The organism is Clostridium guangxiense (assembly GCF_021043395.1).
GTDB lineage: Bacteria > Bacillota > Clostridia > Clostridiales > Clostridiaceae > Clostridium_S > Clostridium_S guangxiense.
Map to the genome: position 1 here is coordinate 26,579 of NZ_JAJNKE010000017.1, position 21,815 is coordinate 48,393.

The window sequence follows — 21,815 nt, forward strand, 5'->3', positions numbered from 1 at the left end:
AAATATAGAATAAATAATTTTAAGTATATAATTGGGGTGTTAATATATTATTGAAAAAGAAATATAGAATAATATATTTATGATTAGTACAATTATTGATTTATAGTAGATTTAAAAGAAGTTAGAGTGATAAAAAGGTGTCTGAAGGTGAAGAAGTGTGAAGTTTAATATGCTTGAAAATGCAATGGACTCTTTAAATGAAGCCATTGACTATTATAAAAATGGTATAGATAACAATGATGAAAGATGTTTTAAGTTTTGTATATTATTATTAAGTCATAGTGCAGAATTAATTTTGAAGGAAATATTGTATACTCAACATGAAATTTTGATATATGAAGATATTGATAGGGTTAAAAATGAAAATGATAAAACGGTAGGATTTAAATTGGCTTTACATAGAATTAAAAATATATACAAAGTTGATTTAGGTAGATACAATAACTATCTTCTTGAATTATCTGATGTAAGAAATAATATTCAACATTATAAGTTTTCTATATCGTCAGAAATGTGTACTAATATTATTACATCATCTTTCTCAGCTATCGAATATATAATATATAATGTATTACATAGAACATTTAATGATTTTGAGGATATAATTACTGAGGAACAGATTGAATTTTTGCATGATGATAAAAAGATGTATAACAAAAAGAAAAAAGATATAGCGCAAGATATATTAGACCATAATATGGTAAAGATTGGTGTAGAGTATATAAAAAATAAATTTATTTATATACCATGTCCGCATTGTTCGGAAGAGACTTTGGTAAATGAGGGTGATATTATTGAATGTAAGTTTTGTGGAAGAAAATTTAATTCAATTGAGGACATGTATAATGAAGACTTTAATTGTGTTATATCAACACATATGTGTAGGGAAATAGGGAGAAGAAAAGATGTTTTAAGAAATATTTATGAATGTGAAAATTGTAATAATGATACTCTTATTTATAGTGAAGTTTTGGGTGAGTGGATATGTCTATCTTGCGGAACTCATATCTCATCTATTACATGTGATGATTGTGGAGATGAAGTCCCAAATTGTGAGTATAACTATACATTTGCACAGTCATATACGGATACTGAAGATTATATGTACTTATGTAATAGTTGTGGTAAGAAACTAAAAGATAGCGAATATGGCTATTGTGAATATGAAATAAGGTAGTTGGAAATATTATTAATTATAAACAAAGGGTTTTTTAAACCCTTTGTTTATAATATTTTGTTTATATCTTTTACTAAACCAATGTCTTTAATTTTATTGTTAAGATCACTTGAGACCATATGAACATAAACTTTTGTAGTATTTAAGTCTTCATGACCTAAGATTTGTGCAATAGTCAAACTGTCAATATTTTCCATTGCTAAGTTTGTGGCAAATGCGTGACGGCATTTATGCAATGTATAGCCTTTGCCATCAAGATTGTTCTTTCTTATATATTTTCTAAAAATAGTTTCTGCTGTGGTTTCACTCATATGATTATATGCATTTGAAAACATAACATAATCATGCGTATCACATTTTCGCTCTGCTAATAGAGCTTGTAGGTATGTTGGCAGAGGGGGAAGAAGTGGTATTTGTCTACTTTTTTTACCTTTAGATTTTATAATGTTTATAGTTAAATCTTTGAAGCTAATATCTTTCCATCGTAAATTAATTAGTTCTTGTCTCCGCATACCTGTTAAAAACAGCAATAAAAACATGCATTTATCTCTTAAGATAAAATTACCACCAAATTTATCTATAGAGTTTAAAATTTTTTCAGTATCTTCCCTTGTAACGTATATAGGTAATTCTCTTGGAAGCTTTGGAGCCTTTATACTTGCCATATAGTTTCGAGAAATAAATTCTTCCTGATATAGATATTTAAAAAAACTACTAAGACAGTGTATTTTTCTTCGCATTGTAGCTGTTGCATAGTTTTTTTCAAATTTTAAATATTGAAAAAATTTTTTTAATAAGTTTTTGTTCATTTCATTAACTGTTGCTTTTATTCCTTGTTCCATGAGAAAATTTAAAAATATTTTAAAGTCCGAGCTGTAATTTGCTTTTGTATGTTTAGATATGTCCTTTTCTACAATTTGATTATTAATAAAATCATCAAATAATTCATCTAAAAAAAGTTCTTTCATTGGTTTATTTTCACTCCTTGCATTGAAATAAATAATTAGTATTTCTAATAGTTATAGACTTATGTAGTTTAGTTACAATAATTCTGTGCCTATAAAAATACAATAATTAATTATTGTACTATTGTTAGCAAACCCAAGATTTAACAAGGCCTACACCTCCCCCAAAAATGTGGATTTAGGTGCTGGAGTGAAAAATAAGCATAGTTCTCGGCTTATAGGTTTACTCGCCCATTGATAACACTAGGTTTGATGCCTGGTGTTTTTTATTTTTTAAATCATGATTTTTAAGTATTGGTTAATTTAAGTATGTATTCATATTGAAAGATAGTTTAAAATAGAGGATTAAAAAATGCTTTTTAGAAAGACGTGTAAAGAATGAATGTTTTCCCAAAATATGTTATTATATATTTGATAATATATTTTAGGAGTGATAGGAATGGAAGTCAGCTACATATTTACGATTGTATGCATATTTTTTATATTTGCTATGGCGTACTTTTTTGCTGAAAGGCCTAAAAACATGAATAGACTGGAAGTTGCTATTTTTTGTTTGTTCGGATTTTTTACCTATGGTTTACTTGATATATTTTGTTTTTCAGAAGAGAATGGCCTTGTTGCAATATTTGGATTAGTTAGTTTAGCATTTTTATTTTCTGGTATTTTTTTAATATCAGAAAAAAAATTATTTCCAGAAATATGGTCAATATGCAGCATATGCTTTTTAGGAACTGCAATTTATGCTGTATTGAGTTTTTTAAATTTTAAATAAAGCTTTGTTTTAAATAAATATAAAAAATTAACAATCAAAACTAAAATTAAGGAGTGAAACGTAATACAAATGGCTAATATTATGGAACCTATAAAGGTTAAAAATGTGGAATTTAAAAATAGAATTGTAATGGCTCCTATGGTACGTTTTGGATGGCCATCTTTAAATGGAATTATGGGACAAAAGCTTGTAAATCATTATAAGGAGGCAGCTGATAAAGAGATAGCGCTTATTATAACACAGGCACTTTCGGTGTCAGAGGAAAGAAATGGAAGAGGCAGACCTGGAGTCTTTTTAGATGCTCATATAGATTATTTAAAAGAAATACATGAAGAATGTATTAAAAATGATACTAGATTATTTGCACAGTTATCTTATCCTACTTCTGGTTATGGTTCAAATGATTATATCGATGTAAATAAATTGCCCAAAGAAAAATTAATTGATATAAGAGATTTATTTATAAGAGCAGCTGAAAGATGTGAAAAGGCGGGGCTTGAAGGAATAGAGCTTCACGGAGCTCATAAGTTTTTTCTAAATATGATTACGTCTCATATATCTAATAAACGTGAAGATAGATACGGTGGAGACTTAAATGGAAGAATAGCTTTGGTGAAAGAAATTGTTGAAAGTATAAAAAGCTATGTAAAGGATGACTTTATAGTATCATATAGAATGGGTTGGAATGAAAATTTGGATGCAGATATAAATACTGCAAAAGCTATAGAGAGTATTGGAATAGATATGCTGCATAGTTCTAGTGGGATAACTGACAGAAAAGACATAAAAGTTCCAGAGGATTTTCCTTATAATGAAATAGTTTATGTAGGAACTCAGCTTAAGAAAAACTTAAGTATACCCGTTATTGTAGTAAATAATATAAGAACTTTAAATAGAGGTAATTACTTGGTCGAAGAGAATTTATGTGATTTTGTGGCCTATGGCAAACCGTTTTTAGCAGATGTAAACTTTGTTAAAAAATCTCTAAGAAATTCAAACTATGAAGCTTGCTTCAAATGCAATGAGTGTAAATGGTTTATAGATGGAGATAAATGCCCATCACAAGTAAAACTTAATAGAAGCAAATAGTCACTAAAATAAAATTCAAGCTGTACATGATAAATGAAAATTTATTATGTGCAGTTTTTTATTATATAAATTTCCATAAACTCCATTGACAGAATATAATAAATGTTTTATCATATATTTATTAATACCAATAATTATTATCAAGTAATAAAAATTTTCTGATATGGAATATATAATAAATAGAATTAAGGAGGAGTAATTTATGGAAAGATTGGTTGGAAAAAATGCACCTGGTTTTAAGCTTAATGCAGTTTTGGGAGATGGAAGTGATTTTAAGGAGATTAAGCTTAGCGATTATAAAGGAAAGTGGTTAGTAATGTTTTTCTATCCACTAGATTTTACTTTTGTATGCCCGACAGAGATAACTGGGTTTAGTAATCGATATGGTGAATTTAAAGCAGCTAATGCTGAAATTTTAGCTGTAAGTTGTGATAGTGAATATTCTCATCAGGCATGGATAAAACAGGAGATTGAAAAGGGAGGGCTAGGAAAAATTAATTTTCCAATAGCTTCTGATAAAACATATAATACGGCTAAAAATTATGGCGTATTTATAGAAGAAGAAGGTGTATCCCTAAGAGGTCTATTTATTATAGATCCTGAAGGAGTTATAAGATGCTCAATAATTCATGATTTGAATGTTGGAAGAAGCGTAAGTGAAACTTTAAGAGTGCTTAAAGCTTTTCAAACTGGAGGTATGTGCGCAGTAGATTGGGGAGAAGGGGATGCAAACCTTTAATACTAAATTTTTTATATGTAAGCTTAAAAGTTAAAATATCAATGTTATTGTAAATATTTTTAAAGGCTATGTTTTAAATAAGTATAAAAATGAAAATCTATTTAAAACATAGCTTTTTAAAGTATATTGTACAATATAAATATTTTGTTTAAATAAATTATAGCATATATATATAAGTTAAAGCATAGTTATAATTTTATAATAAAAAATTAGTATAGTTACTTGTGGCTTATACATATGTATTAACAGGTTCATTAATTTCATTGTACATAGAGGATATAGTATCAATTTCACTTTGACTAGCAGGAATTAAAGGATAATATCCCTTTTTAACCATCCACTGCCATACATCATATGCGTGGTTACAGCACATTGTAAATGCATCTTTTAAAAATTCTCTTATTTTAGGATTGCTCATTTCCATGGCACTCCAAGCATACTCTTTGCCTGCTCTTTTTAAGGTTAAAAGGTATGCTGTAGCTATTTCTCTATCAGTCATCTTTTGTGCATTTGTATTTGGTGTTATTGATGAGAAGTTGCTAACAGGCGATGTGGTAAAATCCTTAAGCATTACATTTAAGTTTGGAACATTTAATTTTTGCTGAGATCCACTAGCTCTTTTAACAAATTCAACCTTCATATTGTAGTCTTGAATGTGAGCAGGAAAATGAGTTTCAAGTATATTTTTTAATTCCTGGTCTTGAACCATGTTTTTAAACATAGCCATGTTAGTTATTGAATTTACACAACTAACTATAAGTTCATGTAAATCATGTAGCTCGTGTGAAGCTAACTGCATATTAATTCCTCCCTAAGTCTTTTAATAAATAGTTTTCCTCTAAAACTTACTTTTTATACGCTCATTTAAAGTAACAAAATTCAAAAATTATGAATATTATATAATCGTAAGTTAAAATTCAGGAGGAAACTAACAAATGTTTCAAGACGATATGTACGAAAGTATCCCAGATGTGGACTATTCAAGAAAAACTTGTATTCCACAAGAAACTATAATAACAAATGTAAGGTTGGCATCAGCCTATGTTCCTTTTCAAAGAATGTGCAGTAATCTTCCACCAGTAGAGGCTCTAAAGAAAGGAACTATTTTTCCTGAGCTTTATAGCCCGTATAGCAGTAAAAAAAGATCTGAAAATTATTTAGATGAATAAAGGAGATACTCACATGAAAATGGATAAAATGGAACTTTTAAAAGAAATTATGGCTGTAGATTTTACTATAATAGATCTAAGTTTATATCTTAATACTCATCCAACTGATAAAGATGCTATTGCTAAACACAATTCTTTTGTAGCTCAATCACATATGCTAAAAGGTAAATATGAAAGATATTTTGGGATGCTAACTGCTACTAATAGCTGCAGCCCTTATCCTTGGCAGTGGATAGATGAACCATGGCCTTGGGAATATGATGCAAATTTTAAGCTTTAGAATTAAAAAGAGGAGAGATAATATAAAATGTGGCTCTATGAAAAAAAACTAGAACATCCAGTAAAAATTAAAAATCCTAATGCCGGACTAGCAAAAGTAATCATAACCCAATATGGAGGTCCTGATGGGGAATTGGCTGCATCTATAAGATACTTAAGTCAAAGATTTTCTATGATTACACCTCAAGCCATAGCAACATTAAATGATATTGGTACAGAGGAATTAGCACATCTTGAAATTGTAGGCGCTATAGTTCGTCAACTATCAAAAAATGTTAGTGTTGAAGAACTTAAAAAAAGTGGATTAGATGCTTATTTTGCAGATCATGATTCTGGTATATATCCAGCAAGTGCAGCAGGAAATCCATTTACAGCTGCGTACATTCAATCAAAAGGAGATCCAATAACAGATCTTTATGAAGATTTGGCAGCAGAGCAAAAGGCAAGATCAACTTATGAATATCTTATTACACTTACTGATGATCCAGATGTATTGGAACCACTTAAGTTTCTTAGGGAGAGAGAGGTAGTTCATTTTCAAAGATTTGGAGAAGCTTTAAGAATTGTTCAGGATTATTTGAAAGAACCTAAATTATCTGTGATTCCAAAACCTGATTGTATGAAATAGTTTGGTATTGCCTTATTAAAAGTGTCTGCATTCAAGATTATTTTGAGTGCAGACATTTTATTTATAAAGCTATTTACAAATGAAATAAAATATGTAAAAATATTACTATTAGTGCAACTCGCATAGTGTATTTGAATATACTTACTATATATAATTCTCTACAAATTGGAGAGGAAGTTGATTTTATTTGGGTATACAGGTATATCAAAGAAATCAGTATAAAATATACAGAGTTGGCGATAATTTTATAGTTCACAATAGTAAATATAAATTTTCAGATAAACATACTCATCTTAAAAATTTTAAACAGGCAAAAAATCTTATTTATTTTGTATTAAATAAAAAGGTACCTAGATGGGTATCTTTTTACTATTTGAAAAGTTTGATTAGGGTATCAGATGATGATGAGTATATAAGAAAAGTTAATAAACTAATAGAAGTAAAAAAAAGAAAAACAGAAATAGATATTAAATGTTGGAACTATAAAAATTACTAAATGAACGGAGGGGTTTTATGAAAATAACATTTTTACTATGCATTACAATATTTTTTATAATAATTTTATTATTCAGTATATTGTTTTGTTTTTCTTCTGTTAGAAAATCTAATGAATGGTTAGATGAAATTATAGAAAAAGAATATAAGAAGTTAAGTAAATAAAGTTATATATAATGCTAATAACATTAAGATTGTAAGAGATAATTTTTGTTGTATAATATTTATAAAATATACTTTATATATTCACTACATAAAGTATATTTTATAAATAATTTTGTAAATATTTCGGCTATAATCTTTTAAAGTAAATATGTTAATAGGTTATACTCAAAATCAAATGATTAAATAATAGGGAGGTATTATAAGCTTGAAGGAAAAAATAATTGGTATGTTGAAATGCAGCAATAACAATTTTATATCTGGGCAAAGTATAAGCGAAAAGCTTGGCATAACAAGAGCTGCTGTATGGAAGTATATAAATAAATTAAAAGAGGATGGATATGTAATAGAATCCGGTTCGAAAAAAGGATATAGATTAATATCATGTCCTGACATACTTACGACTGTGGAAATTGATGATACGCTTAAAACAAAGTACATTGGAAGAAATATAATTCATTTTGACTCAATTGAATGTACTAATGATTTAGCTAAAGAATTGGCTGAAAAGGGCGCTGAAGAAGGTACCGTTGTTATTGCGGAGGAGCAAACATCTGGAAGGGGAAGATTTAGGCGTGAATGGGTAGCAGCTAAATATAAATCCATAATGATGTCAATTATACTAAAACCAAATACTAGTTCTACTTGTATATATCAAATCACGCAAATTGCTGCGGCAGCTATTGGAAAGGCAATTGAAGAATTAAATATAGACGTGGGAATAAAATGGCCTAATGACATAATAGTGAATTGGAGAAAAGTATGTGGAATATTAACTGAGGCGAGTGGGGAAATAGATAAGATAAATTATGTAGTTGTTGGTATAGGAATCAATGTTAATCAGGAAAACTCTGATTTCCCTGAAGCTGTTTTAAATAAAGCTACGTCTCTTAGAATTGAAAAAAATGAGTACATATCTAGAAAATTATTATTATGTAGTTTCTTTGAAAAATTTGAAACGCTATATGATGAATTTAGATATAATGAAAATGCCAGTAGCTCAATAAAATATTGCAGGGAAAAATCTATTTTAGTAGGTAAAAAAATAGAAGTGGAGCGAAAAAAGCAGATTATTATTGCTGAAGTTTTAGAAATTGCTTCAGATGGAAGCTTAATTGTTAAATATGAAAATGGTATAAAAGATAGGCTTATTTCTGGAGAGGTTTCTCTTCATAGAATGTATGAGTAGCGACTTTATGTAAAGTATAGAATTGAATATCATTAGTTTAAAAGCACATTGATTAGTAAATAATTAAAATAAATGTGCTTTTTTTGATGAATTATCAAAAAATATATTGAATCTTTAAAAACATTATGATATATTCTACATAATGACAGTAATGTAAATATATTTTTTTATTTAAAAGGTACATTATAAAATAAAAGTAAAGGTGGGTTAGTCATGAAAATTAATATAATTGATACAACTTTAAGTGAGTGTAATAAGGAATTTATGAATTTAAACGCATACGAAAAAATTGAAGTTGTAAAGTTTATCAGTTCTATGGGAGCATTTCAGATAGAAGTTAAATTTAACTTGTTAGATCAAAACTTGAGAAAAGATATAATGGATATTACAAACTTAGACCTAAAAAGCAAAGTATCAGTATATAATAGACTAAACCTGGAGGACATAAAAAATTCTATTAATTATGGTGCAGATGTGATTCATATATCAGTTCCAATATGCAGCAGTGAAGATAATAAAAATATTATTAAAGAAAACGTTAAAAGGTGCGTAAATTATTGCATAGAATCAAATTGTGAGATTACCATGGGATTAGAAGATGCTTCAAGAGCTGATATAAATTTTATTATAGAACTTTCAAAGCTAGGTGTTTATGAAGGAGTTAAAAGGATAAGATATTGTGATTCAGTGGGAATTTTATATCCTAAAAGGATACTTCATCAAATAAAAACTATTAAAGAAATTGTAGATATTCCTATTGAGATATTTGCAAAAGATGATTTTGGAATGGGTATAGTTAACTCTATTGGTGCCATTAAGGCAGGAGCGGAATATGTAGTTTCTTCTATGGTATCAAAGACTAAAGAATCAAATAGCTGTAATTATTTTAAGCTTATAAAAGCTTTATACAAAGCCGAAGATAATGAAGTTTCTTTAGATAAGTTTAAAAATATTTATGAGTTAAATAAATACGAAAATAAATTCAAAGAACTAATGAATATGGCATTGTAGTAGTTCATATGCAATAGAAAGTAAACGCCTTAAATGTAAAATATATACGTTTATTGGGCAATATGGAATTATGCTAAGAAAAAACAATATATGATACAAATAATAGCTATATTTGATAACAAATTATCAAATATAGCTATTGATTTTTAAATATATTATGGTATTATTAATTATAAATTAATTATTTAATAAATATTAACGATGCAAAGTAACAAATTAATAATTTGAAGGTGAAAGGCGAATGAAAAAACTAGAAATAATTATACGACCTGAGAAGCTTGAGGAGCTTAAAAAGACGTTAAATGAGCTTAACGTTAAAGGAATGAGTGTATCAACCATAGTAGGATGCGGCAACCAAAAAGGTTCAAAGCAATTTTATAGAGGGGCAGAAATGGAGATAACTCTGCTTCATAAGCTTAAGGTTGAAGTGGTAGTTAGTGATGGAATAGTTGACGATATAGTAAATAAAGTCAGCGATTCAGTTAGAACAGGTAATGTCGGAGATGGAAAAATATTTGTTTACAATGTAGAAGAAGCAGTAAGAATTAGAACTGGAGAAAAAGGAGATACTGCAATTTAAAATTAAGGTTATATAGGGGGGCTATAATTATGAAAAAAATTTCTAAAATATCTATTGGCATAATATTAATAATTTTATTAACTGGTATATTCAGTATGACCGCTTTTGCAAAAAGTTCTGCAGCAGTAAATGATCCATCTGGTACTAAAATAGGAACATCAGCGGATATTAGTGCTGCTAAACCAGGCAAGCCTACAGCAGAGGAAGTTGCAAATCAAGTTGGAAAGAATACACTTGGAATAAACTATGTATGGGTAATGCTTACAGGCTGCTTAATATTTTTCTTTCAGGCAGGATTTGCAATGGTTGAAACAGGATTTGTAAGGGCGAAAAATGCCATGCATACTATGGCAATGAACTTAATGGTATTTCTTGTTGGTACTATAGGATTTTATCTTACAGGATTTGCATTTATGTTCGGAGGTGTAGGAAGTTGGAGTACACTAGGAAGTGGTACTCAAGCACTTAATCATGAATTCGGGAATATAATTGGACTTAAAGGTTTTATGTTAAGTGGTTCAACTTATGATGTTGGAATATTTGCATTGTTCTTCTTCCAGATGGTGTTTATGGATACCACATGCACTATACCAACAGGAGCTATGGCAGAGAGAGTGAAATATTCCGCTGTAGTAATAAGTTCATTCTTTATATCACTTTTATATTATCCTTTATTCGGAAATTGGATGTGGGGAGGCGGATGGCTTTCTCAAATAGGTAAAACTTTAGGATTAGGTCATGGAGCTTTGGATTTTGCCGGTTCTTCTGTTGTTCATGGTATGGGCGGAATGATTGCTTTAACTGGAGCTATAGTAATAGGACCACGTATTGGTAAGTTTACAAAGGAAGGAAAATCTGTTGCAATAGCTGGACATCACATTCCTATGGCTGTAATTGGAACAATAATACTATTCTTTGGATGGTTTGCATTTAATGCAGGCAGTACTACTAATGGTGATGATTTTAGAATTGCAGTTGTTGCAGTTAATACAATGATAGCTGGTGCTGTTGGTGGTTTTGTAGCTATGGTGTATATGTGGATTAAATATGGTAAGCCAGATCCGGCTATGACGTGTAATGGTGCGTTAGCAGGGCTTGTTGCCATAACTGCACCGTGTGCCTTTGTTAATAGTGTAGCAGCATTTATAATTGGATGTGTATCTGGAGTTTTGGTTTGCCTAGCAGTTCGTGTAGTTGAAGATAAATTTAAGATTGATGATCCAGTTGGAGCTGTTTCGGTACATGGTGTAAATGGAATATGGGGAATGATTGCCCTTGGATTATTTGCAGATGGAAGTTATGGAAATGGGCTTAATGGCGTTGCAGGAACGGTAAAAGGTTTATTTTATGGAGATCCTAGTCAATTAGGAGCGCAACTTGTAGCTGTAATTACTTTAATGGCTTGGGGACTTGGATCATCATTTATATTCTGGAAGATACTTGATAAAACTTTGGGAATTAGAGTTAAACCTGAGGATGAAATTGCTGGATTAGATATACCGGAAATGGGAATGCTTGCTTATTCTGATTTTGCATTGTTAAGTTCAGCAGAAGCTAAAAAGTAAATATTAATAAATAAACGGGGCTGTCGAAATTTTTTAGTGTGACGGCCCCTTGTTTATATAAATTAAGTATGAATTGGCATAATGCGAAGGTTCTATCGAAATTACTTAACCTTGTTCGTATTCTATGAAAACGTATAAATTTAAAATATTGTAGCAATTAAAATAAGATTTTGAATTTTTAGCTGTGTAAATTAAAAAATAAATATTTTATGTTGCAAATTTTTGATAATTATATTATTATAGTAGTATCAGCGATATGAAATTATAATATTAAAAGTTAAGCTTTTATTTAAGCTTTAAATTGAAATAATTATTTTTGGAAGGGGATAAAAAATGAAAAAGTTAGACAAGATATTTGGTTCAAATGTATTTAATGAATCAGTTATGAAGGAACGCCTTACAAAACCTGCTTTTAAAGCATTAAAAAACACTATGGAAAAAGGGCTTCCATTAGATATTTCTGTAGCAGATGAAGTTGCAAATGCTATGAAAGATTGGGCTGTTGAACAAGGGGTCACTCATTATACACATTGGTTTCAACCTTTAACTGAAACAACTGCTGAAAAGCACGATGGATTTGTTTCACTTCCAACTGAAGGAAAAACTATTCTTAAATTTTCAGGAAAAGAATTGATAAAGGGAGAGCCTGATGCATCATCATTCCCTTCAGGTGGATTGAGAGCTACTTGTGCAGCTAGAGGATATACTATATGGGATGCTACTTCACCAGCATTTATAAAAAACAATACATTGTGCATACCAACTGTATTTTGCTCATATACAGGTGAATCTCTAGATAAGAAAGCTCCTCTTTTACGTTCAAGTGAAGCATTATCAAGACAAGCAATGCGTGTGTTAAAAGCACTTGGAAATACATCATCAAAGAGAGTTTTAACAACAGTTGGACCTGAACAGGAATACTTTATAGTTGATAAAAAGACTTATGATGAAAGAGAAGATTTAATATTTACAGGAAGAACATTGTTTGGTGCAATGCCTCCAAAGGGACAAGAACTTGATGATCATTATTTTGGAGTTATAAAAGAAAGAGTTGCAGCATTCATGAGTGATGTTGATGAGGAACTTTGGAAACTTGGAATTACTGCTAAAACAAAGCATAATGAAGTTGCTCCAGCACAGCACGAATTAGCAACTATATTTTCAGATGCTAATTTAGCTGCAGATAATAACCAACTTGTTATGGAAACATTAAAGAAAACTGCATTAAAACATGGTCTTGTTTGCTTACTTCATGAAAAACCATTTGCAGGAGTAAATGGATCTGGAAAGCATAATAACTGGTCAATGGCTACAGATGATGGAATGAACTTATTAGATCCAACAGATACTCCACATGACAATAAACAGTTTTTATTGTTCTTCAGTGCTGTAATAAAGGCAGTAAATGAACATGCTGATTTACTTAGATATTCAGCTGCTAATGCAGGAAACGACCACCGTTTAGGTGCAAATGAAGCTCCTCCAGCAATAATATCAATCTTCGTAGGTGAACAACTTGAAGATGTATTAGAGCAAGTCGAAAAAGGTGCTTTAACAGGATCAAAGAGCGGAAGCAAACTTGATTTAGGAATTACAACAATACCTGTTGTTACAAAAGATGCAACAGATAGAAATAGAACATCACCATTCGCATTTACAGGAAATAAATTTGAATTTAGAATGCCACCATCATCAGCACCAGTTTCAGGTGTTAACTGCATTTTGAACTCAATAGTTGCTGAAGTTTTATCACAAGTAGCTGATAGACTTGAGGGTGCAGCAGATGTAGATGCAGAAGTTTCAAAAATCGTTACTGAGTTCGTTAAAGAAAACAGGAGAGTTGTATTTAACGGAAATGGATACTCAGATGAATGGGTTACTGAAGCTGAAAAGAGAGGTCTTCCAAATATAAAGACTACTGTAGAAGCTACAAAAGCACTTATAGACGAAAAGAATATAGCTCTTATGGAAAAGCTTGGAGTAATGAGTAAAGTTGAAATGGAATCACGTTATGAAGTTTCACTTGAAAACTACTCAAAGACTATAAATATTGAAGCACTTACAATGATAGATATGGCTTCAAAGAAAATACTTCCAGCTGTTATAAAATATGCAACTGATGCAGCTGCATCTATAAATACTATAAAAGCAGCAGTACCTAGTGCAGATGTTTCAGTTCAAACTGAAATAGTAACAGAAGTTTCATCACTTACAGCAGAACTTAGCAAAGGCATTGCAGCACTTAAAGCTTCAACTGAAGGAGCAGCATCTAAAACTGATGGATATGAACAAGCTTATGCTTATAAATTTGACGTTTTTGAAAAAATGTCTGCTTTAAGAGAAGTTGCTGATAAACTTGAAGTTATAGTTGCAAAAGAAGCATGGCCATTCCCAACTTATTCAGATTTATTATTTAACGTATAAAATAAATTGTACTACAAAAATAAAAGGATTTTCTCTGTATGAGAAAATCCTTTTATTTTTGTTATATGTATTACTTAGAAATTTAACTATATTTAAGTTTTTATGGATAATCAAAAACAAATGAATTATTATATATTTATAAAATACAAATATATGGAGGTGAAATTTATGAAGGGAATAATAATATTTTTTTCGGGTACAGGCAATACAGAGTATATGGTGAAACTCATTTGTGGCGAGTTTCAAAAAAGAAATATTCAATGTGATTTGTTTAATATAGAAAATAATGAGACTTTAAAAGATGAGTATGATTTCTATGTTTTTGCATCACCTATTCATGTTGAGATTTTTCCTAATATTTTTGTGGATTGGTTATCAAAAAAATTGCCTGAGGCGGACAATAAAAGATGCATTGTTTTATCAACTCAAGCATCAGCAGTTGGATATGGTGGAAGGCAAATAAGCAAGCTGCTAGAGAAAAAAGGATATAACATAGTGTACGTAAGATCGATTCCAATGCCGAATAACTATTATTTAGGTAAGTTTAAAGCAACTACTGAAGATAAAAAAATAGAGATGAAAAATGAGGCTCAAAACGAAGCTCAAGCGGCAGTAGAAAGTTTTCTTAGAGATGATGTGTATATAGAAAAAGAGTCGCTTTATATAACTGAGCTGTGCAAATTAGTGTATAAGCTATATAAGCCAGTTCTAAATAACTTTGCTAAAAAAAATCTCACTGTTGACTATGATGTATGCATAAAATGTAAGAAATGTGAGAAAGGATGTCCGGTAAATAACATCAAGTTTGATGAAAAAATACATTTTGATAAAAATTGTATAGCCTGTCAAAGATGTGTGCAAAAGTGCCCAGTTAACGCTTTTAAATATCAAGGAGAGCACTTCAATCAACTAAAACTTTAGAGGAAATGGTATTAATTAGAGTATAATTGACAGAGTACAGAGTACAGTGGAGGCGGATTTACCTTTCGCTTCTCTTAGGTAAATCCGCCTCCACTGTACTCTGTTTTTAAGCAGTTTCTCTTGATTTTTTTACTTTCTGAAATATTTTATATAATATGAATAGCACTATAGCGCCGGCAACTATGTAATCTGCTATGTGAAAATATGGACGAATCATTTGCCAGTTATTTCCCATTACGTATCCAACGTAGCCTAAAACTACACTCCAAAGAGTGGAACCTAAAGAAGTATATAGTACAAATTTAGTGAAATTCATTTTTGCAATTCCAGCTGGAAGAGATATGAAAGTTCTTATTATAGGTAAAAGCCTTGAAAAGAAAACTATTTTATCGCCATATTTTGCAAAAACAGCATCACTTTTAGCTATTTTTTCTTTAGATAAATGAAGTTTGTCAGCATATTTTTCAACAAGAGTTCTTCCACCTCTAGCCCCTATTTCGTAAGTTGCTATTGAACCTAATATACCACCTAATGTTCCGGATATTATCATTAAAACTAAGTTTAACTTTTGATGAGTTGGTGCGGAAGGAGAACTTAAATATCCACCAAAAGGTAGTATTGCTTCACTTGGAATAGGGATACACGCACTTTCAAAAAACATACCAAGAAAAGTTCCTGCATAACCTAATTTGCCAAGTATAATAATTATTATATCTATAATTTTTTCGACCAAAATTATCCCTACTTTCAATTGTATTAGAGATAAATCACATTGAAACTTGAAGCGGTTTATCTATATAATTGAAATTATATCATAAAAATGAGAGTTTAGGTGATTCAATAATAAGGGTTTACTCAATATTAATATTTTGAAAAAGAAACTGTCACAAAGGCAATGTTTTTATTGACAAATGACTATCAAAATGTTAGTATGAACTAAGAATATGGAACCTTTAATGCTAGTCCTGTGAGGCTGGGAAGGTATGTATAGAATGTTAGTCTATATTGGTGTATTATACCTTCCTGTAAAAGGGAAGGTTTTTTTATTGCAGATTTTTTACAAAATACCTTTAAATTTAGTTCAGAGAAACTAAGAAGGAGGAAAGTTTATGCTAAAAGGTAGAAGTTTAATAGACCCAATGGATTTTTCAAAAGAAGAAATAGAGGAGATTTTTGCGCTGGCAAGTAAGATAATAGAGAATCCTCAAGAATATTCACATGCAGCAGATGGTAAAATATTAGCTACATTATTTTATGAACCAAGTACAAGAACAAGATTTAGCTTTGAAGCTGCAATGCTTAGACTTGGTGGTAAGGTTATAGGTTTCTCGGAGCCTAATTCAACTTCAGTATCAAAAGGAGAAACTATTGCAGATACAATAAGGATAGTATCCTGTTATGCAGATATTGTAGCAATGAGACATCCTAAAGAAGGAGCACCTAAAATCGCTTCTATGTATTCAGAAATTCCTGTCATTAATGCCGGAGATGGTGGTCATCAACATCCAACTCAAACACTTACAGATCTTTTAACCATGAGCAAAATTAAAGGGAAGCTTTCAAATTTAACCATAGGAATGTGTGGGGATTTAAAATTTGGAAGAACAGTTCATTCACTTATAAAAGCTTTATCAAGATATGAAAATAATAAAATAATTCTTATATCTCCAGACGAACTTAAAGTTCCTAATTATATAAAGAAGGAGATACTGGATAAAAATAATATAGAGTACGAAGAAGTTAAGAGAATAGAGGACGTAATTGATTCTTTAGATGTACTTTATATGACAAGAGTTCAAAAAGAAAGATTTTTTAATGAGGAAGATTATATAAGACTTAAGGATAGTTATATATTGGATAAAAATAAGCTTTTAAAGGCTAAGGATGATATGATAATACTTCATCCACTCCCAAGAGTTAATGAAATATCCTATGATATTGATAACGATAAAAGAGCTTGCTATTTTAAGCAAGCTAAATTTGGAATGTACGTTAGAATGGCTTTAATGGCTAAATTAATGGGGGTGTTATAGTATGCTTACAATTAACAGCATAAAAAATGGCATAGTAATAGACCACATAAAACCAGGACACGGAATAAAAATTTATAAATATCTTAAGCTTGATGAGGCCGATTTCCCTACAGCACTTATAATGAATGCTTCTAGTCGTAAAAATGTCGAAAAAGATATGATTAAAATAGAAAATGTTATGGATTTGGATTTAGCGGTGCTTGGATTTTTAGATCCTAATATTACAATTAATATAATTGAAGATGAAAAAATAAAAGAAAAGATACAGTTGAAATTACCTGAGGAAGTTGAAAATGTGATAGAGTGTAAGAATCCTAGATGTGTTACATCTTTAGAGAAGTATATTCCTCATAAATTTAAACTTGTGGATGAAAAAACCGGAGAATATAAGTGCGAATACTGTGACGAAATATACAAAATAAATATCCTATAGGAGGCTTTGATAATGGATCTTTTAATAAAAAATGCTCAAATTATAGATTTTTCTAAAAATTTTGTGGGTGATATCTATATTAAGAATGGCATAATAGAAAAAATAGGAAAGAATCTAAAGGAATACTGTGAAGTTTTAGATTTAAAAGGATATGTGGTTATGCCATCTTTTGTAGATTTACACAGCCATTTTAGAGATCCAGGTCTTACCTATAAGGAAGATATTGAAAGCGGAAGCAGAGCAGCAGTGAGAGGCGGATATACGGCTGTAAATCTTATGGCAAATACAAAGCCAGTATGCAGCGACATGAAGGTGGTAAATTATGTTAAAAACAAAGTTAAACAAATAGGTTTAATAGATGTAAGTCAGGCAGTAAGCTTAACTAAAGATATGCAGGGAGAAGATGTATCCCATCTTGATTTATTAGAAGATGGAGTTAAGGTGATTTCAGAGGACGGAAAAGGTGTAGCTAGCAGTAAAGTAATGTTTGAAGCTATGAAGAAGATAAAAGAAAAAGGCTTCGTGTTAATGGATCACGAAGATGATAAAGAAATTTTTGCTACTGATTCAAGGCTTGGAGAAAATCTAGCAACATTTAGAGATGTGGAGCTTGCAAAAACTATTAGATGCAATTTGCATGTATGTCATGTGAGTACGAAAGAAGCACTTTCCTGTATTATAAATGCCAAAAAAGAAGGCTTTAGTAATATAACTTGTGAAGTAACACCGCATCACATAGCTCTTACAAATGAAATTGATTATAGAGTAAATCCACCTTTAAGAGAAAAAGGTGATGTAAACTTTATAATAAAAGCAATAAAAGAAGGATTTGTAGATGCAATAGGCACAGATCATGCTCCTCATTCAGAAGAGGATAAGAAAAATGGAGCACCTGGAATGTCTGGAATAGAAACTTCATTTTCTATATGCTACACGAAACTTGTTAAAGAAAATAATATTGCGCTAAACAAACTTTCAGAGATAATGTCAAAAAATCCTTCTGATATTCTTGGATTTAATAAGGGTAGAATCGATATAGGTTTTGAAGGAGATTTAGTTGTACTGGATTTAAATAAGAAATACGAAATAGATTCAAGCAAATTTGAATCAAAGGGCAAAAACACACCTTTTAATGGAATGGAAGTGTACGGAGAAATTTTAAGAACATTGAAAGGTGGAAGAACCGTCTATAGAAAATATTAAAATAGACTACATTGAAGTTTTAAATTAGCTAAAAGATTTTTGATGGAATTTGTTAGAATAAACCTGGAACTTATAATTTTCAAGTTTCACGTTGTTTATCTATAATAAGTGTGAGGTGTATATTTTGATTATTGATAAACTTTATAATAGTGTTAAGGAAAAAGGACATGTGTGTCTTGGGTTGGATACAGATTTAAGCTATATACCAGAAAAATTTTTCGATAAGTATGAAAATATAGAAGATGCATTATTTAATTTTAATAAAAAAATAATAGATGAGACCATAGATGTTGTTTCTTGCTATAAAGTTCAAATTGCATATTACGAGGCATATGGTATTGCAGGACTTAAAGCGTATAAAAATACTTTGAGATATCTTAAAAATGAAAATGCCATTTCTATTGCAGACATAAAAAGAGGGGATATAGCCAAAACTGCTGAAATGTATGCAAAAGCTCATTTTACAGGAGATTTTGAAAGCGACATTGTAACTTTAAATCCATACATGGGAATGGATAGTATTGAGCCATATATACCTTATATTAGAGATAATGAAAAAGGTGCCTTTGTGCTTTTGAGAACATCAAATAAGGGAGCAGAGGATATTGAATATATAGAAACTTCAAACGGAAAGAGAGTGTACGATGAGGTTGGAGAAAAAATATATTCTATGGGAGAGAAGCTTAAAGGAAAATGCGGATATTCTTCTATTGGAGCGGTAGTTGGATGTACTCATGTAGATGAAGGAATAAAGATAAGAAATAATTTTAAAAATATGTTTTTCTTAATTCCAGGATATGGTGCACAAGGTGGCACTGCAAAAGATGTAAGTTTGTATTTAACAGAAGGTAATGGTGGAGTTATAAATTCTTCAAGAGGAATACTTTTAGCATATAGAAAAAAAGATGGTGGAGAAGAAAAGTTTGAGGCATGTGCAAGAGAAGAAGCAATAAATATGAGAAATAAAATACGAGAGGCCATAAAATAAAAGATTGCAAATTAGATTTTAGGGTTTTTAGGTTATTTCACTATATTATATAAGGAAAAGTTGAGGGAAAAGCCATGAAAGAAAAATATACTGTAGAAAAGGTATATGAAAATATAAAAATAGAAGACGGAATATATAAATTAACAATAAAAGGAAAGTTTAATGTAAAACCAGGTCAGTTTTATCTTCTAAGGGCATGGGATGTGGAGCCTGTACTTTCAAGACCTATAAGTGTGCATTTTGCCAGCGATGAAGAAATATCATTTTTATATGCAGTAGTTGGAAAAGGAACAAAAATATTATCACAATTAAAAACTAATGATGAAATAAAGATAACAGGTCCTTTAGGAAATGGATTTGATGTAGATAAGGTAAGTGGAAAAGTAGCTATAGTCTGCGGTGGAATAGGAATAGCTCCTATGGTTTACTTAGCAAGTCAATTAAAAAAATGTGATGTAGATTTTTATGCAGGCTTTAAAACGATGAGTAAAACTGTGGATAATGTGGAAAAATATGTTAATAACTTAAAGTTATCCACAGAAGATGGAAGTATTGGACATAAAGGGTATGTTACTGACTTATTAAATCCGGAAAATTATGATATGGTTTTGTGCTGTGGACCTGAAGTTATGATGTATAAAGTTATAAAAATGTGTCAAGCATCAAAAACTCCTGTATATGTATCTATGGAGAAAAAAATGGCATGTGGTATAGGAGCTTGTTTGGTATGTACATGTAAAACAAAGAGCGGTAGGAAGAGAACTTGTAAAGAAGGACCAGTATTTTTAGGAAGCGAGTTGATTTTAAATGACTAATGTAAACATATGTGGAGTTAAATTTAAAAATCCTGTTATTTCTGCTTCTGGAACCTTTGGCTTTGGGGAAGAGTATTCAAACTACTACGATGTATCAAAGCTTGGAGGAATATGTTCTAAGGGACTTACAATAAACCCCAAGGAAGGAAATAATGGAGATAGAATATTTGAAACAGCTAGTGGAATAATGAACAGCGTTGGACTTCAAAATCCTGGTGTAAGGCATTTTATAGAAAATGAACTTCCTAAAATGAAGGAATTTGATACAGTTTGTATTGCTAATTTAGGCGGCGGCTGTGAAGAAGATTATATTAAAGGAATAAAGCTTTTAAATGAAACCTCATGTGATATTATTGAGCTTAATATATCCTGCCCAAATGTTAAACATGGCGGTATGGCGTTTGGTATAAAGTCTGATGTAGCTTATAACGTTGTAGCTGAAGTTAAAAAAGTTTGTACTAAACCTTTAATGGTTAAATTATCGCCTAATGCAGAAGATATTGTAGATATGGCTGTTAAATGTGAAGAAGCTGGTGCTGATGCAATATCTCTTGTCAATACTTTTAAGGGTATGGCAATAGATATAAAAAGAAGAAAACTTGTATTTAATAATGTTACAGCAGGACTCTCTGGTGCCTGCATTAAGCCAATAGCTCTTAGAATGGTCTATGAAGTTTCTAAGGAAGTTAAAGTGCCTGTTGTAGGTATGGGTGGAATATACAGCGCAGAGGATGCTGTTGAGTTTATAATGGCTGGGGCTCATGCGGTTCAGGTTGGAACAGCTAATTTTATAAAGCCTGATATTTGCCTTGATATAATAGCTGGAATAGAAGAATTTATGAAAAAAGAAGGAATAAAAGACTTAAAAGAAATCAGAGGAATAATATAGATAGAACCTTGAATGCTTAAAATTATAAATGACAAGTATGTACTGATAAACTGGAAGTTGACTCAGTTCACAATTCACAATGCACAGTTCACAATGAATGATGATTTTTCTCAGCTATGCTTCGAAAAATCTAGAAACTTAATGCACGCAAAGCGCTTAAAATATAGTGCTCAGCGTAGCTGACACTATTAAGTTCTAAGATTTACCTGAGAGAAACGAAAGGTAAATCCACCTTCACTGTACTCTGTACTTTGTACTCTGTGCTCTGAATCAACTTCCAGTTTATATG

General features: G+C 30.5%; 24 protein-coding genes. 21 read left to right on the plus strand and 3 right to left on the minus strand.

Annotated features, from left to right (window positions below; genetic code table 11):
- Positions 1 to 157: 157 nt before the first annotated feature.
- On the plus strand, positions 158 to 1,177 hold the full coding sequence (locus tag LQK79_RS11260) for a hypothetical protein (protein ID WP_231016627.1): 1,020 nt from the start codon (positions 158 to 160) through the stop codon (positions 1,175 to 1,177).
- 47 nt (positions 1,178 to 1,224) lie between these two features.
- On the opposite strand, the gene LQK79_RS11265 is transcribed toward LQK79_RS11260, so the two are convergent.
- A complete protein-coding gene (locus LQK79_RS11265) occupies positions 1,225 to 2,145 on the minus strand; it encodes a tyrosine-type recombinase/integrase (protein WP_231016628.1) in 921 nt (306 codons plus the stop codon).
- A 436-nt stretch (positions 2,146 to 2,581) separates the two neighbouring features.
- Here LQK79_RS11265 and LQK79_RS11270 point away from each other — a divergent pair, with 436 nt between their 5' ends.
- From LQK79_RS11270 to LQK79_RS11280, 3 genes are all read left to right on the plus strand, one after another.
- Complete coding sequence (locus LQK79_RS11270) at positions 2,582 to 2,914, plus strand: hypothetical protein (protein ID WP_231016629.1); 333 nt, start codon at positions 2,582 to 2,584, stop codon at positions 2,912 to 2,914.
- A gap of 69 nt (positions 2,915 to 2,983) precedes the next feature.
- The gene (locus LQK79_RS11275; RefSeq protein WP_231016630.1) at positions 2,984 to 4,003 is read left to right on the plus strand and encodes an oxidoreductase; all 1,020 of its coding nucleotides are present in this window, start codon (positions 2,984 to 2,986) and stop codon (positions 4,001 to 4,003) included.
- Between the two features lie 202 nt (positions 4,004 to 4,205).
- Positions 4,206 to 4,742: a peroxiredoxin gene (locus LQK79_RS11280; RefSeq protein WP_053243143.1), complete on the plus strand. Its 537-nt coding sequence runs from the start codon at positions 4,206 to 4,208 to the stop codon at positions 4,740 to 4,742.
- A 229-nt stretch (positions 4,743 to 4,971) separates the two neighbouring features.
- On the opposite strand, the gene LQK79_RS11285 is transcribed toward LQK79_RS11280, so the two are convergent.
- Entirely contained in the window at positions 4,972 to 5,541 is a 570-nt protein-coding gene (locus LQK79_RS11285) for a spore coat protein (protein ID WP_053243144.1), read from the minus strand.
- A gap of 136 nt (positions 5,542 to 5,677) precedes the next feature.
- On the opposite strand from LQK79_RS11285, the gene LQK79_RS11290 reads away from it, so the two are divergent.
- The 11 genes from LQK79_RS11290 (at position 5,678) to LQK79_RS11340 (ending at position 15,165) form a co-directional block, all read left to right on the plus strand.
- Positions 5,678 to 5,911, plus strand: coding sequence for a spore coat associated protein CotJA (locus LQK79_RS11290; RefSeq protein ID WP_231016631.1), 234 nt, complete (start codon positions 5,678 to 5,680; stop codon positions 5,909 to 5,911).
- A gap of 13 nt (positions 5,912 to 5,924) precedes the next feature.
- Positions 5,925 to 6,191: a spore coat protein CotJB gene (locus tag LQK79_RS11295; protein ID WP_053243145.1), complete on the plus strand. Its 267-nt coding sequence runs from the start codon at positions 5,925 to 5,927 to the stop codon at positions 6,189 to 6,191.
- Positions 6,192 to 6,218: 27 nt separating this feature from the next.
- Positions 6,219 to 6,818: a manganese catalase family protein gene (locus tag LQK79_RS11300; protein WP_053243146.1), complete on the plus strand. Its 600-nt coding sequence runs from the start codon at positions 6,219 to 6,221 to the stop codon at positions 6,816 to 6,818.
- Between the two features lie 187 nt (positions 6,819 to 7,005).
- The gene (locus tag LQK79_RS11305; protein WP_231016632.1) at positions 7,006 to 7,314 is read left to right on the plus strand and encodes a hypothetical protein; all 309 of its coding nucleotides are present in this window, start codon (positions 7,006 to 7,008) and stop codon (positions 7,312 to 7,314) included.
- 17 nt (positions 7,315 to 7,331) lie between these two features.
- On the plus strand, positions 7,332 to 7,478 hold the full coding sequence (locus tag LQK79_RS11310) for a hypothetical protein (RefSeq protein ID WP_157055794.1): 147 nt from the start codon (positions 7,332 to 7,334) through the stop codon (positions 7,476 to 7,478).
- 205 nt (positions 7,479 to 7,683) lie between these two features.
- Positions 7,684 to 8,664, plus strand: coding sequence for a biotin--[acetyl-CoA-carboxylase] ligase (locus tag LQK79_RS11315; protein ID WP_053243148.1), 981 nt, complete (start codon positions 7,684 to 7,686; stop codon positions 8,662 to 8,664).
- Between the two features lie 213 nt (positions 8,665 to 8,877).
- Positions 8,878 to 9,675: a beta/alpha barrel domain-containing protein gene (locus LQK79_RS11320; protein WP_053243149.1), complete on the plus strand. Its 798-nt coding sequence runs from the start codon at positions 8,878 to 8,880 to the stop codon at positions 9,673 to 9,675.
- Positions 9,676 to 9,916: 241 nt separating this feature from the next.
- Positions 9,917 to 10,255 (plus strand): P-II family nitrogen regulator, encoded by a 339-nt coding sequence (locus tag LQK79_RS11325; protein ID WP_053243109.1) that lies wholly within the window; start codon positions 9,917 to 9,919, stop codon positions 10,253 to 10,255.
- Between the two features lie 29 nt (positions 10,256 to 10,284).
- Complete coding sequence (locus LQK79_RS11330) at positions 10,285 to 11,820, plus strand: ammonium transporter (protein WP_231016633.1); 1,536 nt, start codon at positions 10,285 to 10,287, stop codon at positions 11,818 to 11,820.
- A 333-nt stretch (positions 11,821 to 12,153) separates the two neighbouring features.
- Positions 12,154 to 14,244: a glutamine synthetase III family protein gene (locus LQK79_RS11335; RefSeq protein WP_231016634.1), complete on the plus strand. Its 2,091-nt coding sequence runs from the start codon at positions 12,154 to 12,156 to the stop codon at positions 14,242 to 14,244.
- Between the two features lie 168 nt (positions 14,245 to 14,412).
- A complete protein-coding gene (locus LQK79_RS11340; protein WP_231016635.1) occupies positions 14,413 to 15,165 on the plus strand; it encodes an EFR1 family ferrodoxin in 753 nt (250 codons plus the stop codon).
- Between the two features lie 106 nt (positions 15,166 to 15,271).
- Here the strand turns inward: LQK79_RS11340 and LQK79_RS11345 are convergent, their stop codons facing one another.
- A complete protein-coding gene (locus LQK79_RS11345) occupies positions 15,272 to 15,898 on the minus strand; it encodes a DedA family protein (RefSeq protein ID WP_053243114.1) in 627 nt (208 codons plus the stop codon).
- Positions 15,899 to 16,274: 376 nt separating this feature from the next.
- Between LQK79_RS11345 and pyrB the strand changes: the two genes are divergently transcribed.
- The 6 genes from pyrB to LQK79_RS11375 all read left to right on the plus strand — a co-directional run bounded on the left by pyrB (position 16,275) and on the right by LQK79_RS11375 (position 21,526).
- Positions 16,275 to 17,198 carry an aspartate carbamoyltransferase gene (gene pyrB / locus LQK79_RS11350; protein WP_231016636.1) on the plus strand — a complete coding sequence of 308 codons (924 nt, stop codon included), beginning with the start codon at positions 16,275 to 16,277 and terminating at the stop codon, positions 17,196 to 17,198.
- A gap of 1 nt (position 17,199) precedes the next feature.
- A complete protein-coding gene (locus LQK79_RS11355) occupies positions 17,200 to 17,631 on the plus strand; it encodes an aspartate carbamoyltransferase regulatory subunit (protein WP_053243115.1) in 432 nt (143 codons plus the stop codon).
- Positions 17,632 to 17,643: 12 nt separating this feature from the next.
- Positions 17,644 to 18,834, plus strand: a complete 1,191-nt coding sequence (locus tag LQK79_RS11360) for a dihydroorotase (protein WP_231016637.1) — start codon at positions 17,644 to 17,646, stop codon at positions 18,832 to 18,834.
- Between the two features lie 124 nt (positions 18,835 to 18,958).
- A complete protein-coding gene (gene pyrF / locus LQK79_RS11365) occupies positions 18,959 to 19,822 on the plus strand; it encodes an orotidine-5'-phosphate decarboxylase (protein ID WP_231016638.1) in 864 nt (287 codons plus the stop codon).
- Positions 19,823 to 19,896: 74 nt separating this feature from the next.
- A complete protein-coding gene (locus LQK79_RS11370) occupies positions 19,897 to 20,637 on the plus strand; it encodes a dihydroorotate dehydrogenase electron transfer subunit (RefSeq protein WP_231016639.1) in 741 nt (246 codons plus the stop codon).
- The gene (locus tag LQK79_RS11375) at positions 20,630 to 21,526 is read left to right on the plus strand and encodes a dihydroorotate dehydrogenase (protein WP_231016640.1); all 897 of its coding nucleotides are present in this window, start codon (positions 20,630 to 20,632) and stop codon (positions 21,524 to 21,526) included. The genes LQK79_RS11370 and LQK79_RS11375 overlap by 8 nt, the downstream gene beginning before the upstream one ends.
- Positions 21,527 to 21,815 lie beyond the last annotated feature (289 nt).

Bases quoted from the DNA above. Each gene is read 5' to 3' on its own strand.
- LQK79_RS11265 (WP_231016628.1), bottom strand. From the start codon at position 2,145: ATGAAAGAACTTTTTTTAGATGAATTATTTGATGATTTTATTAATAAT.
- LQK79_RS11270 (WP_231016629.1), top strand. From the start codon at position 2,582: ATGGAAGTCAGCTACATATTTACGATTGTATGCATATTTTTTATATTT.
- LQK79_RS11275 (WP_231016630.1), top strand. From the start codon at position 2,984: ATGGCTAATATTATGGAACCTATAAAGGTTAAAAATGTGGAATTTAAA.
- LQK79_RS11280 (WP_053243143.1), top strand. From the start codon at position 4,206: ATGGAAAGATTGGTTGGAAAAAATGCACCTGGTTTTAAGCTTAATGCA.
- LQK79_RS11285 (WP_053243144.1), bottom strand. From the start codon at position 5,541: ATGCAGTTAGCTTCACACGAGCTACATGATTTACATGAACTTATAGTT.
- LQK79_RS11290 (WP_231016631.1), top strand. From the start codon at position 5,678: ATGTTTCAAGACGATATGTACGAAAGTATCCCAGATGTGGACTATTCA.
- LQK79_RS11295 (WP_053243145.1), top strand. From the start codon at position 5,925: ATGAAAATGGATAAAATGGAACTTTTAAAAGAAATTATGGCTGTAGAT.
- LQK79_RS11300 (WP_053243146.1), top strand. From the start codon at position 6,219: ATGTGGCTCTATGAAAAAAAACTAGAACATCCAGTAAAAATTAAAAAT.
- LQK79_RS11310 (WP_157055794.1), top strand. From the start codon at position 7,332: ATGAAAATAACATTTTTACTATGCATTACAATATTTTTTATAATAATT.
- LQK79_RS11320 (WP_053243149.1), top strand. From the start codon at position 8,878: ATGAAAATTAATATAATTGATACAACTTTAAGTGAGTGTAATAAGGAA.
- LQK79_RS11325 (WP_053243109.1), top strand. From the start codon at position 9,917: ATGAAAAAACTAGAAATAATTATACGACCTGAGAAGCTTGAGGAGCTT.
- LQK79_RS11330 (WP_231016633.1), top strand. From the start codon at position 10,285: ATGAAAAAAATTTCTAAAATATCTATTGGCATAATATTAATAATTTTA.
- LQK79_RS11335 (WP_231016634.1), top strand. From the start codon at position 12,154: ATGAAAAAGTTAGACAAGATATTTGGTTCAAATGTATTTAATGAATCA.
- LQK79_RS11340 (WP_231016635.1), top strand. From the start codon at position 14,413: ATGAAGGGAATAATAATATTTTTTTCGGGTACAGGCAATACAGAGTAT.
- pyrB (WP_231016636.1), top strand. From the start codon at position 16,275: ATGCTAAAAGGTAGAAGTTTAATAGACCCAATGGATTTTTCAAAAGAA.
- LQK79_RS11355 (WP_053243115.1), top strand. From the start codon at position 17,200: ATGCTTACAATTAACAGCATAAAAAATGGCATAGTAATAGACCACATA.
- LQK79_RS11360 (WP_231016637.1), top strand. From the start codon at position 17,644: ATGGATCTTTTAATAAAAAATGCTCAAATTATAGATTTTTCTAAAAAT.
- LQK79_RS11370 (WP_231016639.1), top strand. From the start codon at position 19,897: ATGAAAGAAAAATATACTGTAGAAAAGGTATATGAAAATATAAAAATA.
- LQK79_RS11375 (WP_231016640.1), top strand. From the start codon at position 20,630: ATGACTAATGTAAACATATGTGGAGTTAAATTTAAAAATCCTGTTATT.